The sequence below is a fragment of the Arthrobacter sp. LAR12-1-1.1 genome (assembly GCF_040676555.1).
GTDB lineage: Bacteria > Actinomycetota > Actinomycetes > Actinomycetales > Micrococcaceae > Arthrobacter.
Map to the genome: position 1 here is coordinate 188,208 of NZ_JBEGIG010000045.1, position 16,061 is coordinate 204,268.

Sequence of the window (16,061 nt, forward strand, 5' to 3'; positions counted from 1 at the left end):
AGGGGCGGCAAGGTGCGGGGACCCGTCGGGTGATGCAGTTGCCCTCGGGCTCCAAGCCCGGTGAGGTCATCGCGGCCATGGGCCCGGTGGCGAATTCTCAGGGCATACTGCTGGCCGTGATCCTGGAGCCATAAATCCGCCGCGCTTCCATAGAGGATCGGGAGGACAATTGTGCGTAGTGAACCAGGTCCAGGCGTTCAGCCAGGGCCTTCAACGGGAGAGCTGACATGGATGATTTCGTCGCTTACCTTGATACTTCGGAGGTCCGCTCCGGCAAACTTGAGGAACTCAAGACAGCCATGGCAGAACTCGCCGCGTTCGTTGAACAGAATGAGCCTCGGATCATCTCCTACAGCGTCTGTTTCTCAGAGGACGGCTCCACCATGAGTGTCCTCCATTTCCATCCTGATCTGGCCTCGTTGGAGTTCCACATGAAAGTGGCGGGGCCTAAGTTCCCGCCAGTTGCGCCGCTTATCAAGATGAAGTCGATCGAAATCTTCGGCCGCCCAAGCGAGGACCTCGTGGCGCAACTTCGAGAGAAGGCACAGCTCCTCGGCACCGGATCCGTCATTGTCCGTGACGTTCACGCCGGCTTCGCCCGTTTTACCCGCGGCCAGCTTTCTTTGCCGTATGCCGGTTCCTGACCGGACATTTCAGGAATCTCATTTCCAAGGTTCTCTCGGTGCACTCCACACCCAAAAATCGTCCAGGGCGGGCCCCAAAGTCTTTGCCTCATCTTATGGGCGGCACTGCTTCGAAACCGCGATGGACATCACGGAACAGGCTAACGTCGATGCCCTTTCACTGATGATCAATTCGACGGGCAGCGTGCTCCCGCATCTCCAAGGAGCAGCCACACTGTTCGCGGGAACCGGCCACAGGTTAGCAAGTGCAAGTGCCGGCATCAGCGAGACGCCACTCCGGGCTGAGCGCGAGGACCTCGTTGGGGGCCGGCATATGACCTTTCAACCGGATGCCGTGCACCCTGTTTCAGCAGACCCAAATCGGTCCATAATGTCCACATAACTTCGGGAACCCCTCACGCTGGTGATAGGTGGCGCGGCGTTGAAGAGTCCCAAGTGGCTGCCCCGGCTCGGCGCAAGGGGCGGTCACGGGCTCCGGACAAGGATTCCGGGGACCGAAACCGGGGGGAGCATCGCCATCACTGCGGTCATCGACGCACTGAAGGGAATCATCATGCTCAAGGATTCAAACATCATCGCTGTCCTCCCCGCGAAGGACATCAACAGGGCGAAGGAGTACTACCGGGACAAGCTGGGAATGGAACCCTCCGAATCCATGGAGGAAGGCAGCGTCATGTACAGCTGCGGCCAAGGAACGCGCTTCCTCGTTTACCAGACAGACAATGCCGGGTCAGCCAAGAACACCCAGATGGGCTGGGAAACGGACAATCTCGAACGCGAGATGGAGGAACTGCGAGGCCGCGGCGTCGTCTTTGAAGATTACGATTTTCCCGGCCTGAAGACGGAGAACGGCATTGCCACCGCTGACTGGGGGAAGGCAGCCTGGTTCCTGGACAGCGAGGGCAACATCATCAACATCTCCCAGCGCGCGTAGGCCGGATGCCCCGATGCGCTATCACCTACGGTCGTTCTGATAGCTGAGACCAGCTGTTTAGCAGCTACAAGTGATAGCGCAACGGGTGTTCCCCGTGGAAACGTGGGCGGTCACGAACAGAATGGCCTCAGTCGCGCAGCACCCAGACCGCGTTGTTCGGCTGCAGCCAGCCGTCTTCGGCCAGCGGAGCGACGGTGAGCCTGCTCCTGGGCCTTGGTCCCCCTGAAAACTCCGCTCCGCTGTGGGCAACTGCTCCAACCGCTGCTTACAGACGAGGGGAAGCCTCAGGCCAGAGGCCGCCGCATGCGATAAGTTCAGGTGGAACCGCACGCGGCCCCGTCCAGGGGGCATCAGGACATGGAGAACAATGACGACAGCATGGATGGTCCGGCAGGGCAGAGGTGGCCTGTTCGCCGAAGACATGATCGAGGCCGGATACATGGGAGTCGACTTTGTCGGCGACTATGACCTCACCCCGCATCTGGGCGAAGGGCCGGACTCTTTCCGCTCCGCCGCGGTCCAGGTGTTCCTGGGGCAGGAACCGGACAAGGGCAAGGTCGCGGCCGGTCTCGCCGCCGGCAATCTGTGGTGGGCCTGCGAAGGGATCGTCGAAGGCAACCTCGTGCTGGCACCCAAACCTGACCGCACCTACCAGTACGGCGTCGTGACCGGCGGGTACGAATACCACCCGGGCACGGATCTGCCACACCGGCGCCGGGTCGACTGGAAGGGCTCGTTCAGCAAGGACGACATGAGCCCCGCCTTGGCATCATCTGCCAGGTCGATCATGACGGTGTTCCAGCTGGCCGCCCACACCGTAGAGCTGGCGGCGCTCACTCAGCTCACCGATGCCGCCCAGCCTATAGCCCAGGCGATCTCCTCCCAGGTCGAGGACCAGCTCGCGTTCCAGATGGAGAAGCAGCTCGAAGACTTCCTGGTCCACAACTGGCGCAGCACAACGCTCGGCCAGGACTATGACATCTACGAAGAGGACGGCCAACTCAAAGGCCAGCAGTACCTCACCGACACCGGGCCCATGGACATCCTCGCGATCAGCAAGGACCGGACCCGGCTGCTCGTGATTGAACTCAAGCGCGGTCGCGCCAGTGACGCCGTCGTCGGCCAGATCCAGCGCTACATGGGCTACGTCCAGGAAGCATTGCTCGAACCTGGGCAGTCCGTTGAAGGCGTCATCATCGCGCAGGAAGATGATCTGCGGATCCGCCGTGCACTGTCCATCGCCCGGAACATCCGGTTCATGAAGTACCGGGTGGAGTTCCACCTGGAGGCGTAGCCCGGCAGGCGTAAAGGGGGCCGGCGACGGCTGGAGTGGGCGCACAAACAGGTGAGCGCCCTCGCCGCCGGCCCCGGTATCCAAACCACGTTTCAATCCGAAACCCCCAGCACCGGGGATGCCGCCGGTACGCTCCACATTAGGACGAAGACCGTGCACGGCATACGAGTGGCCGGTACTCGCTTCCGGGCACTTTTCTGAACTGTCCTCGCGTGCTTACACTCTTCTCTTGCCCGATTCGAGATGAGGACCACCATGGCCGCCGCAGACTACTTCGTCCACCGCCACCACGACACCGAAATCCCCGAAGACCACCTCGACATCTGGCGTGCAATTCCGACCGGTGGTTTTGACGATCAGCCGAGCGTCCAGATCAATCAGGCCGACGGCGTGACGGCCTCGGTCAGCTACCGGACGGATGATGCCCGGGCTCTGGCCCGCGCCATCCTGGAGGCGGCAGGAGTCGATCCACGGGAAGCCTTCACCGGGGACCTGCCTGAACTGTACGCCGGCTGCTAACGTCGTCGACCGCCGGTCGGACGCACCTTGGTTATGGAACGAACCCGTTGCCCCAGGACGCCGCGCCGTGGGTTCGATCCGGAGCTGGCGGTGCAGACGTGTCCTCGAAGACACGCCGCTCTGTCTCCGCAAAGCTGTCGGTGCCCAGGAGGACCATGGACTCATGACCGCTCCAACAGTGGAGGCGGCGATCCATGAACTGATGGATCTCGCCTGGAATGTTGTCTATCACCTGCTCGAGGAGCAGGGCCTGCTCGGCGACGGATTGTTGGTCGATGAGTACACAGGGATCCACTCCTGGCTGGACGGACCGACCCGGTACACCGTGGTCCACTCCCGGACGGTGGCGGTCCTGTTCGTCGAGACACGGCCCGTGGACGCCATCGCCTTCCGTCACGATCTCCTGGGCGCAGCCGACGTTGCAGGCTTCTTCAAACTTCCGGGCAGCTGCTGACGGTCCGGTCGGTCCTCCTCATTACTCCTGAGAGAGCCAAGCCGATACCGTGGCGTTGAACCACTCCGGGCGTTGAAGGGGGATTCCGTGGCCACACCCATCCACAACCTCCAAGTCGCTTCCAGGTAGGGCGGCATGGATCGCAGCGGCAGAGTCACGCATCAGCCTCCGTTCACGCTGACCCACCATCACGAGGGCTTCCCCAGGGAAGCGGGACCAATTCTCAGGCAATGCGAAGCGCAGGTTCTCCCCGACGGCGGCCGTCAAGGTCGCCTTCGTTATGCCTGCACTGGTGTCGATGTACTGCTCCATCAGCTCTGGGGGTATGAACAGCTGCCGGGCCTGCAGGCGGGCAAACCATCTCCTCCGGGCAAGTGGCGCGCTCAAACCGAGAATGCCCAGGGTGAGGCCACCGTACGCCATCGGCTTCGCTTGGGCACTGACGACCATAACTCGGCTCACCAGAGGCGTATGTTGAGCCGCCAGACCGATGGATAGCTGGGCCCCGAGCGAGAAGCCGATCACTGCTACTGGCGAACCAACCCGTTGCAACACCAAGTCGGCCAGGGCATTTACGGTCGCGGAATGCGAGATGTACTCCTCGCTGGAGCTCTCTCCGTGCCCCGGGAGGTCGGGGACGATCACACGGTGCCGGTCTTCCAGGCTACGGCTCAGGGATTGCCACATCCAACCGGCGACGCCACCACCGTGCAGGAGCAAGACAGGAGGTGCGCTCTCTGGTCCGTACTGGTTCGTGTGCACCGGCTTATGCTTTCACGTTCCCAGCGCCTGCTACGTCTCTGAGAATACGAATTGGCCACCACTCCAGTAACACTGTGCGCCCTAATCGACTTCCTCAGAACCTGACCGTCCTAACCCAGATTCAGGCCGCCGGACCTTTAGTCCTTCAGCACCCAGGCAGCGTTGTTCGGTTGCAGCCAGCCGTCCTCCGCCAGGGGCGCGGCGCTGAGCAGCACGGTGCCGGCCGGGAGTTTGACCGGTTCGGTTCCCATCGCGACGGCGACGAGGAAGTGCGCGTTGCGTTCGCAGATGAGGAGGTTTCCGGCCTCGACACGCCAGCTGCCGCCGTCGTCCGCGGTGAAGACTTCGTTTTTCCACAACTGCCGGCGCAGCTCCAGCGCCGTCTTGGTGATGTTCAGGGAGGAGCCCGGAACCTGTTCCTGTTGCTCGATGGCATGGGTTCCCCAGCCAGCCGGGATCGAGAGCCACGGATCCGCGGCGGGTTCAGCGAGCGAGAAGCCATGGCTCATCGCCGCATCCGCGGTCCAGGGCAGCGGCACGCGGGCGCCGTCGCGGCAGACGCCGCCGCGGGCCCACATCGGATCCGCCCGTGCCTCCACCGGGACGTCGACCTCGGGCAGCCCGAGCTCCTGGCCCTGGTAGAGGTACGCCGCGCCGGGCAACCCGAGCAGAGCCACGAGGGCCGCGCGGGCCCGGACGCTGCCGAGCTCGCCGCCGCCGAACCGGGTGGAGCGGACAATGTCGTGGTTTCCAGCGCCCACGTCGGGGCGGCACCGTGCAACTGCCGGGCGGCCTCGAGCTCGGTCCCAACGGTTGCCCACGCGTATGCGTCCCAGCCGAGCTTCACGAACGCGAACGCGAAGGCCTGCTGCATCTCGTCGGCGCGGGTGTAGCGGGCGGCGCGGGCCGGTTCCAGGTTGACCTCGCCCACCAGCAGCCGGTGCGGCTCATACTTCTCGGCCAGGGTGCGCCAGCGGCGGTAGACCTCGTGCACGTCCTCCTGGTCCGAGACCTGCGGGTTGGACCGCAGCCCGTCCACCACCCCGCCCGTGGAGGGCGAGTCCGGCAGCCCGTCGGCCTTGAACAGGGCGGCCGCTACACGCATCGAGCTCGGCGCGACCTGCGGCGTACTCAAGGAGTGATCCCAGGACGCGGCTCTGTCAGTGCTCCGCCCTGGTCTGCGGGCGCAAGCTTCATCAACCACCTGTTGCGTCGTGACGAGAGACAATGAGAACCCTCATGTCTGTCATAGTTGAGCTTGCGTCGTGTCGTGAAACATGACAAACCACCCGTGTCTGCCATAGTTGGGCCATGACAACACCAGAGCTCCCTGGGGTGGGCTCACAGCAGACCGCGCCCCACCAGCCACAGCAATCATCTCTCGCGCAGCAGGATCATGGGGCGCCAACTCAGACGCCGCCCCAGCCGCCGAAGGCGAAAAAGCCGTTGAACGTCCTCGGGCTCATCGCTCTCATCACAGCAGCGCTCGGGTTCATTTTCGCGTGTATTCCCGGCGCTCTCATCGTTGGCTGGATACTGCTGCCGATCGCATTCGTTCTGGCTCTCGTTTCTCTGTTCCTCAAGGACAAGCCCAAGTGGATGGGCATCACCGCCCTGATCGTGTCCATCGTGGGGACGATCGTCGGGTTTGCCGTGTTCTTCTCCGTCCTTGCGACGTCGGTCGACAACGCTATCGGCAGCGGGGACACCAAAGTCGTCGAACCGTCCAACGCAGCAGGTGGCACTAGTGGAGCGGCAGAGGCAAAGCCTGCCGCCAATGCCGGAACCCGCGAGAACCCACACCCGATCGGCTCGGTTATCGAGTCTGACGACTGGCGCCTCGTGATCAATTCGGTCTCCCTCGCCGCCACGGATTCCGTTGTCGCTGCCAGCCCCATCAATAAGCCGCCGACTGCCGGGTCGGAGTACATTATCGTGAACTACTCCACTACCTACATCGGCGATGACGCTAACGGGCAAATGCCTGCCTTCGTGTCAATTGAGTACGTCACAGCGGACGGCAAGACTATCAATGGCCTCGACAAGCTCGTCGTCGCACCGAAGCCTATCGACACCACGAGCACGCTTTACAAGAACGCCACCGCAACGGGCAACAAGGCCATTGAAGTTCCGACCGCCACGGCCGCCCAAGGCGTCCTTGCGGTCAGGCCCGGCATGCTCGCCGACAAGACTTTCGTAGCCGTTAAGTAACACTCACAGGAAAAACGCAAAGCCCCCGGCAAAGCAGCCGGGGGCTTTGCCGTGCCGCGCCGGGAGCCATGACCGCCCTGTTTGCGATCACCAACCCCGAAGAGCCCATGGGACGCTGACCTGCCGCCCGAGGCAAAGTCCTGGGTGATGGAGTTGAACACCAGAGCCAAGACAGTCCAGAGCGTGCCTCTAAGTCCATGCATCTCGCGGGCGGCGCGGAGGCGATGGCCTCAGTCGCGCAGCACCCACGCCGCGTTGTTCGGCTGCAGCCAGCCGTCCTCGGCCAGGGGTGCGGCGCTGAGCAGCACGGTGCCGGCCGGGAGTTTGACCGGTTCAGTGCCCATCGCGACGGCGACGAGGAAGTGCTCGTTGCGTTCGCAGATGAGGAGGTCTCCGGCCTCGACCCGCCAGCTGCCGCCGTCGTCCGCGGTGAACACCTCGGTCTTCCACAACTGCCGGCGCAACTCAATGGCGGTCCTGGCGAGGTTCAGGGCGGACTGCCGGTCCGGCTGCTGTAGCTCGATGGCGTGGCTGCCCCAACCTGTGGGGAGCGGGAGCCATGGTTCGCCCGCGGTGCCGGCAAGCGTGAACCCGTAATTCTGCGCCGCGTCCTCCGTCCAGGGCAGCGGCACGCGGGCGCCGTCGCGGCACACGCCGCCGCGGGCCCACATCGGATCCACCCGGGCCTCCACTGGGATGTCGACCTCGGGCAGCCCGAGCTCTTGGCCCTGGTAGAGGTACGCGGCACCGGGCAGACCGAGCAAAGCCACGAGCGCGGCGCGGGCACGGACGCTGCCCAGCTCGCCGCCGCCGAACCGGCTGACCGAGCGGACGATGTCGTGGTTTTCCAGCGCCCACGTGGGGGCTGCGCCATGGAGCTGCCGGGCGGCTTCGAGCTCGTTGCCGACGGCGGCCCACGCCTCCGCATCCCAGCCGAGCTTCACGAACGCGAAGGCGAAGGCCTGCTGCATCTCGTCGGGCCGGGTGTAGCGGGCGGCGCGGGCGGGTTCCAGATTGACCTCGCCCACCAAGAGGCGGTGCGGCTCATACTTCTCCGCCAGTGTGCGCCAGCGGCGGTAGACCTCGTGGACGTCCTCCTGGTCCGAGACCTGCGGGTTGGACCGCAGCCCGTCCACCACGCCGCCCGTGGAGGGCGAGTCCGGCAGGCCGTCGGCCTTGAACAGCGCGTGCGCGACGTCGATGCGCAGCCCGTCCACGCCCTTGTCGAACCAGAAGCGCAGCACACCGTCGAAGTAATCGCCGACGGCGGGGTTGCGCCAGTTCCAGTCCGGCTGCCCGGCCGAGAAGAGGTGCAGGTACCAGTCCGTGTCCGTCGCCGAACCGGGGTTGGCGCGGCTCCAGGCGCGGCCGCCGAAGACGCTCTGCCAGTTGTTCGGCGGGACGTCGCCGCCAGCAGTCCAGACATCGGGGGAGTCAGCAGCGCCGGCACCCGCGCCGCCGCTGCCGTCGGGCATGCCCACTGGACCGGGCACAAAGTGGAACATGTCCCGCTCCGGCGAGCCCGGGCCGGCCGCAAGGGCCGCCTGGAACAGCGGGTGCTCGGAGGAGCAGTGGTTGGGGACGACGTCGAGCAGGACCCGAAGGCCCAGCCCGTGCGCCTTGGAAAGGAGCGACTCGAACTGTCCCATGGTGCCGAACAGCGGGTCCACGCCGCAGTAGTCGGTGACGTCGTAGCCCTGGTCCACCTGCGGGGAAGGCTGGAACGGGGTCATCCAGATGCCGTCGACCCCGAGGGCGGCGATGTACGGCAGCCGGGCGATGAGCCCGGCGAGGTCGCCCACGCCGTCGCCGTCGCCGTCGGCGAAGGAGCGCGGATAGACCTCGTAGATGACGGCGGACTGCCACCAGTCCGGGGCAGATGCGAGGGCAGTCTCCTCGACAGGGCCCACCGGCGAGACAGGGCTCATTTGCTCGCGCCCGCGGTGAGGCCTTCGACGATTCGCCGCTGGAAGATCAGCACCATAATGACCAACGGTACGGTGACGATCACGCCGGCAGCCATCTGCTCGCCGAAGGGCGCCTGGAATTCGGTGGCGCCGGTGAACTTGGAAATCGCCACCGTGGCGGTCTGGATCTTGGGGTCGTTGATCATGGACAGCGCGATGATGAACTCGTTCCAGCTGTGGATGAAGGTCAGGATCGCGGTGGTGAAGACGCCCGGCGCGGCGAGCGGCAGCAGGACCCGGCGGAACGCCTGCCACTTGGTGCAGCCGTCAATCATCGCGGCTTCCTCGAGGTCGAACGGCAGGGCCTTCATGAACGTGGTGAGGTTCCAGACCGCCAGCGGGATCGCGAAGGACAGGCTCGGCACGATCATCGCCTGGTACGTGTTGATCCAGCCGAGGTCCGTGAAGAGGCGCAGCAGCGGCACCACCACGGAGATGCCGGGGAACATCGACGTCGCGATGATCACGCCCAGGATCACCGACTTGAAGCGGAAGTTCAGCCGGGAGATCGCGTAGGCCGCGAAGACGCCGAGGAGCAGGGCGAACACCGTGGTGGTGCCGGCGACGATCAGGGAGTTCAGCAGGGCCTGGCCGAACATGGTGGAGCCGTCGAAGACCTTGGCGTAGTTCTCCAGCGAGAACGGGGCCGGCAGCAGGGTGTTGTCGAAAATGTCGGCGGTGCGGCGGAGGCTAGAGACCAGCATCCAGTAGAACGGCGCCAGGCAGTAGGCGAAGATCAGCGCCAGGCCCAGGTACACCGAGTAGGAGCGCCAGGTGCGCTGCGCTTTCGGCTTGCCTGTGTTCGATTTGCCAGAGCGGCCGACGGCGGTGCTTGTGTCGGGCGCGACGGCGCCGGAGGATGCGGCGGCGTTGCGGAGGTCGGAGATGGTCATCGGGTGGCCTCGGCCTTCTTCTGTTCAGCGATTGCCTGGTCAGTGTTCGCCTGCGTGCGGGTTGCCTTGGTGCGGTTCCTCTTTGAGATCAGCTTCAGTTCCTTGGCGCCCGTGACGTCGGCGCCGAGCACCTTGACGAACACGATCGCGACGACGGCGACGTACAGGAAGAGCATGATCGCGAACGCGGAGGCCGTGCCGTAGCGGAGCTGGTTGGATTCATCCCACGCGAGCATCGAGAGGGTTTCCACGGATTCCTTGCCGGGGCCGATCAGCACGAAGGGCAGATCGAACATGCGCAGCGCGTCGAGCATGCGGAACAGCACGGCCACCAGGAGGGTGGGCTTGACCAGCGGGAGGGTGATGGAGCCGAGCTGGCGCCACCAGCCGGCGCCGTCGATTTTGGCGGCCTCGTAGACTTCGCCGGGGATGACCTGCATGCCGGCGAGGACCAGCAGGCCGATGAACGGGGCGGTCTTCCAGACTTCGGCGATGATGATGGCCGCGCGGGAGGCGTTGCCCTCGGCGGTCCAGAGGATTTCGCTGCCGAGCAGGGTGTTGGCGATGCCGTCGGACTGGAAGATCCAGCGCCACAGCAGGCCGGAGACGGCGGTGGGCACGGCCCAGGGGACCAGGACGCTGGCGCGGAGGAAGGACCGGCCGCGGAAGGCGCGGTTCATGGCCAGGGCCAGGCAGAGGCCTAGGACGGTCTCGAGGACCACGGTGGTGACGGTGAAGAAGGTGGTGTTGCCGAGCGCGTTGAGGAAGCGCCGCCCGGTTTCGCCCACGAAGAGGTCGGTGTAGTTGGCCAGGCCCACGAAGGCGTCCACCTCGGACACGAAGCCGTCCGCGTCCAGGCCGGATTCGGCGCGGAACAGGGACTGGTGTACCGCGCTGAGCAGCGGGTACACGATCACCAGGGCCAGGACCAGGATGGTGGGGGATAGCAGCAGCGCTGCCATGCGGCCTTCGCCGGGAGTGCGGGTGCCGCGGTGGCCGCGTTTGCGCGGGCTGGCTGGGCTGGCTGTTTGCGGCGTGCCGGGCTGCGCGCCGGCGGGCGGGGCGGTCGTCGTCGTCATACTGGGAACCTCACTGGGGTTGCAGCTGCCGGGCCGGCCGGGTGAACCGGCCGGCCCGGCTGTTGCTTGAATAGTTCGGAATTACTTGGCGGAGAGCTCGGTGAGCTTGGCCTGCATGTCGTTCAGGGCCGTGTCCGTGTCCTTCTTGCCGGTGATGGCCGCGTACGCCTCTTCCTGGATCGCCTTGGTGGTGGCGCCGTACTGGACCACTTTGGGGCGTGGCTGGGCGTTGTTCAGAGAGGTCAGCAGGGTGGGGAAGAACGGGCGCTTGGCGACGACGGCGGGGTCCGCGTAGAGGGAGGCGTACGCCGGGGCGCGGGAGGACAGGGCCAGGCGCTTCTTGGCCTGCTCTTCGCTGGTGAAGAACTTGATGAACTCCAGGGCGGTGGCCTTGTTGGCGGTGAAGGGCGAGATGGCGAGGCTGCGGCCGCCGAGGGTGGAGACGCCGGGGCCGTCGGTGCCCGGGATGGAGGTGATGCCGAACTTGCCGGCCACCTTGCTGGAGCCGTCCGTGGCGCTCAGGGAGGCGTGCAGGAAGGGCCAGTTGCGCAGGAAGACCAGCTTGCCGTCCTGGAACGCGCGGCGGCCCTGCTCCTCGAGGTAGGTGATGGCGTCGGAGGGGAAGAGCCCGTCCTTGAAGCCGTCCACCAGCAGGTTCAGGCCCTTCTTGGCCTCGGCGGTGTTGACTGTGGGCTTGCCCTCGGCGTCCACCACCGTGCCGCCGGCGGAGGCCACGGCCTCGGAGAAGTTCACGGTGAGGGCCTCGTTCTTGTCGAACTGGCCGGCGTAGCAGGACATGCCCGCGGCTTCCGGGAGCGTCAGGATGGCCTTGCAGGCGGTCTTCATCTCGTCCCAGGTCTTGGGCGGGGCGGCGATGCCGGCGGCCTTGAGCAGGTCTGAGCGGAAGTAGAACAGCGCGCCGTCGGTGTAATACGGGGCGCCCACCAGGGAGTCCCGGTACGTCGCGGCGTTGACCGTGGCGGGGATCATCTTGTCCGTGGGGACGGCGTCCGCGGGCAGCGGCATGATCCACTTGTTGGCGGCGAACTCGGAGGTCCAGACGACGTCCAGGTTCAGCACGCTGAAGGTGTCCGACTTGATCTGGGCGTTCTGGATGAGCTGCTGGCGCTGCTGGTCTGCGGAGTCCGGCAGTTCGATGAACGTGACCTTCTCCTCCGGGTGGGCGGCGTTCCATTCCTCGATGCTCTTGTTCGCGGCCCCGGAGGCGTCGCGGTTGGAGACGTAGTTGATGGGGCCCTTGCCCTCGAAGGACGCGGCGGCCTTCGGGGCGCTCTTCGCTTCCGTGGCGGTCCCGCCGCAGCCGGTGAGGGCGACGGCGGCGACGGTCAGGGATGCGGTGGTGGCCAGAAGAGTCTGCCAGGTGCGGCGGCGCTGCCTCATGTGTTGCTCCTTGTTGAGTGGGGTGGTGCGTTTTGGGGTGGTGCGGGTGGTTTGGTGCATGCGGAATCGCGGCGGGTCGCTTGATGGCACAGGGGAGTGCCGGCGGTCGCCGTGGGTGGGTGGTGTGTTTGGGTTCTTGGCTAGCTGACTAGGACTTGTCCGCCGACTTGTTCGCCGGGCGGCGCCGGGTTCGCCGGTGTTGAGTTCGGCGGCGCGGTGGAGCCGCGCTCGATCAGTCGGTGCGGCATGATCTTCGGCCCCAGGTCGCGGGAGCGGAGCAGCTTTTTCACGGCCATCCGTCCCATCTCCTCGAGCGGCTGGGCCATGGTGCTCAGCGGCGGGTTCACGTGCAGCGAGGTGGAGGTGTTGTCGAAGCCCAGAACGGAGACGTCCTCCGGCACCCGGAGCCCGCGCCGCTGCAGTTCATTGACGACGGCGGCCCCCATCTCGTCGCTCATCGCGAAGATCGCCGTGAGCCCGGGTTCCTGCTGCAGCAGTTCGTCGACGCCAGGAGCTCCGCTTTCGTAGAAGAAGCTGCCGGTCGCGGTCACCGGGGTGCAGCCTGCTTCGGTCATGGCGCGGAGGTACCCGCGCTTCCGGGGCTGGGCGACGTAGATCGACGCCGGATCGCCGGTCAGGAGGCCGATGCGCCGGTGGCCGAGCCGCAGCAGGTGACGGATCGCGTCATAGGCTGCCTGCTCGTCGTCGATGGCCACGCTGGGTGAGCCCGACTTGTCGCTGATGGCGACGGAGATGATGGGAACGTTGGGCCCCAGCAGCTGCCTGGTCTCCGGCGTGATCACCGCGGAGATGAGGATGACGCCGGCTGCCCGGTAAGTGCGCAGGGTCCGCAGGTAGCCGGCGATGTAAGCGGACTTGGCGCCGGTGCGGCCGAGCATCACGGCGTAGCCGCGCTCCTGCGCTTCCTCCTCCACGCCCTGCATGACCTGGGAGGCCAGGGCATCCGAGACCATGGGGGCGAGGAGCCCGATCACGGAGGTCTGCCGGGTTTTGAGTCCGCGGGCGAGGTAGTCCGTTTCGTAGCTGAGGCTCTTGACCGCGGTTTCGACGCGTTCCCGGGTCTCGTCGGAGTAGCCGACCAGGCCGTTGACAACCCGGGAGACGGTGGCCGGAGAAACGCCGGCGTGCTTGGCGACATCGCGAATGGTGACCACTGTTCCTCCTCCCTTGTGCTGGCCGGACCGTGTTACGCAAACGGTTTACGTAATCGGTTTCGTGATCTGCTGCACCAACACTAAGGGGAGATGTGCCGGAGGCGTGACTGTTTAGGAAACAACGCCCTCAGGAGGGGCCTAGGCTCCCGGTCCGTCGAACAGCGCGCTGGTGCTGCTCTGCGGCACCACCACGTGGACGGCGTTGCGCTGGATGGTGAAGTCGGCCGGCGTGGTGGTGGCGATCTCGCCGTCGAGGTTCACCGGCAGCGGCTGGTCGGTGACCAGCCGGACCCGTCTGGTGGTCAGGTGGTGCACGCGGTCGTGTTTGATGAAGCTTCCGTCTTTGAGCAGCCGCGCGATACTCACGTGCTCCCGGACGGGCCCGGCCAGGATGGCGTAGATGTCAAGGGTGTGATCGTCGATCCCCGCCGTGGGGGAGACCGTGTTGCCGCCGCCGTAGTGCCGGCCATTGCCGACGGCCACCTGAAGCAGGTTGTCGAGCTCCATTGGCTCGTGGTCTCCCTCGGGGAACTCGAGGCGGGCCCGGAACGCCTTGTGCCGGGCATAAGCAGTCAGGGTGGCAACGCCGTAGGCCAGCGGCCCGATATGCCGCTTCAGGCGCGGGCTGAGTGCTTCGGTAACAGCCACCGACAGACCCACGGACGCGACGTTGAGGAAGGGCTCACCATTGGCCCGGCCGAGGTCGATGTCCACCACCTTCCCTTCGGCGATGGTGGCGCACGCCTCGGCAAGATTGTTGGGTATCTCCAGCGTGCGTGCGAAGTCGTTGGCGGTGCCCAGAGGAAGAACGCCGAGCACCACGTTGGTGCCGGCAACCCGGCCGGCGGCGTAGGACACCGTCCCGTCGCCGCCGCCGACAACCACCAGGTCGTGCCCGTCCGCAAGCACCCGGTCAAGCGTCCCGGCCAGGTCTGCCCCGGACAACACGTGGTGCACGGAGGAGATGGGTATGCCTGCGTTGCGCATCGTGTCCACGGCAAGATCGGGTGCCGCCCCTCGTCGTGATCCGGCGTTGATTACGACGGCGGCAGAGTGGGCATCCCGGGCAGCCTTCATGTGGGACATGGTAGGCCGCGGACCTGTGAATTCCCGCGGGGGACTGGGTGAGCTCCGCCAGCCTTCAAAGGCACGCACGATCCGAGCGGCACCCTTTCTGCCTCGGCCTGCATCCAATCGGGAATGGGATTCGTTCCCGATGTTCCGGCAGCGTCGGCTGTAGTCAGACTGAGTCCTGTAACGAGCGTGCAAATCTGCCCGGAAAAGCCAAATAGTAGGCGGGCGGCGGGCGGCGGGTGGCGGCCACGGCACACCTGTATCCTGACAATGCAGGTTGAATGGTTCCAGCGGCCATCAACCAAGCTCGGTTCGCGGCCGGATGACGGTCCGGAATCCTGGGCCGTAGCCATCCACGTTGTCGAATCACCGCCGCAATCGTCAGTCTGCGATCGGCCCCCGGACTCTTGGAATGGATCTTTATCACTACCGACACGCCAGCTCCCGTGGGAATCCCGACGTCGGTCCTCAAGCCCTCACGCGGAGTTGCGGTGGATGATCCCGCCGTCGTGACCTGGGTCGAGGCTGGTGAGAGCATGACCGCGCGATGGCGTTCGGCGAACGGCAGACCGGCGCCGACGCGCGTCGAAGCGGTCTCCGACTCTCTCACGGCCGATGATGCGAATCGGATGGCGTCACAGGGGATCGCGATGCTCTGGCACGGTGACTTCCACAACGCACGGCAGATCCTCAACGCTCTGGACCGGCGGATAGGCGCCGGAAAGAAAGAGACCGCAGCAATTCCGGCCGATAAGTTCTATCGGCACCGCCAGTCCCGCTCGCATCGCGCACGCGTTCTCGGCCTGCTGCTGATACCTCTTGATCCGGGCCTGGTGGTGCCGCTGCGCCGCGCACCGGACATTCGGCAGGCCGCCGCTGAAGCGTACGGTGATATCGGCGAACCTTCCGTTGTGTCCCTGCATGAGCTTGTCGGGGCCATTGGCGCCCACGAGTGGCGACGTAATGGTGTCTACGTCGATGCCCTGCAGGGCCGCATCCACCCGCACTATGGCACGTTCTTCCCCACCCGGAGCGAGTATGTGGATCTCGTGGCCGCCGCTGCGCTTCCCTCTGACACGCTGGCGTTCGACGTCGGAACCGGCACTGGGGTGCTCGCTGCCGTCCTCGCGCGCCGTGGCGTCCACCGCGTGGTGGCGACGGACAACGAACCGCGTGCAATCGCCTGCGCCGCTGAGAATTTCCGGAACCTCGGCGTCCAGGACCGTGCCGAGGCCGTCCTGACCGACATGTTCCCGCCCGGGCGGGCACCGCTTGTCGTGTGCAACCCTCCATGGATTCCGGCCACGCCGCATTCCACCCTGGACAACGCCGTCTACGACCCCGGGAGCAGGATGCTGTTCCGCTTCCTGAACGGACTCTCCGACCATCTGGAACCGGGCGGTGAGGGCTGGCTTGTCCTCTCCGACCTGGCCGAACACCTTGGCCTGCGGACGCGTGACGATCTGCTGACCGCCATCACGGCGGCTGGGCTGAAGGTGGTGGAACGGCTAGACACCAAGCCAACGCATCCGAAGGCATCGGACCGCGATGATCCTCTGTTCGAGGCGCGCACGGCCGAGGTCACGTCGCTGTGGCGGCTTGTTCGCCGATAGTCCCAAATTCCTGACGACGCGGCTGCGCGGTCAGGGACGGG

At 65.6% G+C, this 16,061-nt stretch carries 15 protein-coding genes; 7 read left to right on the forward strand and 8 right to left on the reverse strand.

Annotation, left to right across the window (positions count from 1 at the left end; all coding sequences use genetic code 11):
- Nucleotides 1–227: 227 nt before the first annotated feature.
- The 5 genes from MRBLAR12_RS19470 to MRBLAR12_RS19490 all read left to right on the forward strand — a co-directional run bounded on the left by MRBLAR12_RS19470 (nucleotide 228) and on the right by MRBLAR12_RS19490 (nucleotide 3,845).
- Nucleotides 228–644: a hypothetical protein gene (locus tag MRBLAR12_RS19470; protein ID WP_229993904.1), complete on the forward strand. Its 417-nt coding sequence runs from the start codon at nucleotides 228–230 to the stop codon at nucleotides 642–644.
- Between the two features lie 553 nt (nucleotides 645–1,197).
- A complete protein-coding gene (locus tag MRBLAR12_RS19475) occupies nucleotides 1,198–1,578 on the forward strand; it encodes a VOC family protein (RefSeq protein ID WP_229993916.1) in 381 nt (126 codons plus the stop codon).
- A gap of 367 nt (nucleotides 1,579–1,945) precedes the next feature.
- A complete protein-coding gene (locus MRBLAR12_RS19480) occupies nucleotides 1,946–2,872 on the forward strand; it encodes an endonuclease NucS domain-containing protein (RefSeq protein WP_364747748.1) in 927 nt (308 codons plus the stop codon).
- Between the two features lie 255 nt (nucleotides 2,873–3,127).
- Nucleotides 3,128–3,391 carry a hypothetical protein gene (locus MRBLAR12_RS19485; protein ID WP_229993906.1) on the forward strand — a complete coding sequence of 88 codons (264 nt, stop codon included), beginning with the start codon at nucleotides 3,128–3,130 and terminating at the stop codon, nucleotides 3,389–3,391.
- Nucleotides 3,392–3,554: 163 nt separating this feature from the next.
- Entirely contained in the window at nucleotides 3,555–3,845 is a 291-nt protein-coding gene (locus MRBLAR12_RS19490; protein ID WP_229993907.1) for a hypothetical protein, read from the forward strand.
- 21 nt (nucleotides 3,846–3,866) lie between these two features.
- On the opposite strand, the gene MRBLAR12_RS19495 is transcribed toward MRBLAR12_RS19490, so the two are convergent.
- Nucleotides 3,867–4,607, reverse strand: coding sequence for an alpha/beta fold hydrolase (locus tag MRBLAR12_RS19495; protein WP_229993908.1), 741 nt, complete (start codon nucleotides 4,605–4,607; stop codon nucleotides 3,867–3,869).
- A gap of 137 nt (nucleotides 4,608–4,744) precedes the next feature.
- Entirely contained in the window at nucleotides 4,745–5,368 is a 624-nt protein-coding gene (locus MRBLAR12_RS19500) for an alpha-amylase family glycosyl hydrolase (protein ID WP_364747751.1), read from the reverse strand.
- Nucleotides 5,369–5,918: 550 nt separating this feature from the next.
- On the opposite strand from MRBLAR12_RS19500, the gene MRBLAR12_RS19505 reads away from it, so the two are divergent.
- Nucleotides 5,919–6,818 (forward strand): hypothetical protein, encoded by a 900-nt coding sequence (locus tag MRBLAR12_RS19505; protein ID WP_364747752.1) that lies wholly within the window; start codon nucleotides 5,919–5,921, stop codon nucleotides 6,816–6,818.
- Between the two features lie 230 nt (nucleotides 6,819–7,048).
- On the opposite strand, the gene MRBLAR12_RS19510 is transcribed toward MRBLAR12_RS19505, so the two are convergent.
- The 6 genes from MRBLAR12_RS19510 to MRBLAR12_RS19535 form a co-directional block, all read right to left on the reverse strand.
- Entirely contained in the window at nucleotides 7,049–8,746 is a 1,698-nt protein-coding gene (locus MRBLAR12_RS19510; protein WP_364747754.1) for an alpha-amylase family glycosyl hydrolase, read from the reverse strand.
- The gene (locus MRBLAR12_RS19515) at nucleotides 8,743–9,678 is read right to left on the reverse strand and encodes a carbohydrate ABC transporter permease (RefSeq protein ID WP_364747756.1); all 936 of its coding nucleotides are present in this window, start codon (nucleotides 9,676–9,678) and stop codon (nucleotides 8,743–8,745) included. Before MRBLAR12_RS19515 ends, MRBLAR12_RS19510 begins: the two co-directional genes overlap by 4 nt.
- Entirely contained in the window at nucleotides 9,675–10,757 is a 1,083-nt protein-coding gene (locus tag MRBLAR12_RS19520; protein WP_364747758.1) for a carbohydrate ABC transporter permease, read from the reverse strand. The genes MRBLAR12_RS19515 and MRBLAR12_RS19520 overlap by 4 nt, the downstream gene beginning before the upstream one ends.
- Nucleotides 10,758–10,838: 81 nt before the next feature.
- Nucleotides 10,839–12,158 carry an ABC transporter substrate-binding protein gene (locus MRBLAR12_RS19525; protein ID WP_364747760.1) on the reverse strand — a complete coding sequence of 440 codons (1,320 nt, stop codon included), beginning with the start codon at nucleotides 12,156–12,158 and terminating at the stop codon, nucleotides 10,839–10,841.
- Nucleotides 12,159–12,298: 140 nt separating this feature from the next.
- Nucleotides 12,299–13,333 (reverse strand): LacI family DNA-binding transcriptional regulator, encoded by a 1,035-nt coding sequence (locus MRBLAR12_RS19530; protein WP_364747762.1) that lies wholly within the window; start codon nucleotides 13,331–13,333, stop codon nucleotides 12,299–12,301.
- A gap of 138 nt (nucleotides 13,334–13,471) precedes the next feature.
- Entirely contained in the window at nucleotides 13,472–14,419 is a 948-nt protein-coding gene (locus tag MRBLAR12_RS19535; RefSeq protein WP_414645541.1) for a lipid kinase, read from the reverse strand.
- A 524-nt stretch (nucleotides 14,420–14,943) separates the two neighbouring features.
- Between MRBLAR12_RS19535 and MRBLAR12_RS19540 the strand changes: the two genes are divergently transcribed.
- Complete coding sequence (locus MRBLAR12_RS19540) at nucleotides 14,944–16,020, forward strand: methyltransferase (protein WP_414645547.1); 1,077 nt, start codon at nucleotides 14,944–14,946, stop codon at nucleotides 16,018–16,020.
- The last annotated feature ends 41 nt before the right edge of the window (nucleotides 16,021–16,061 follow it).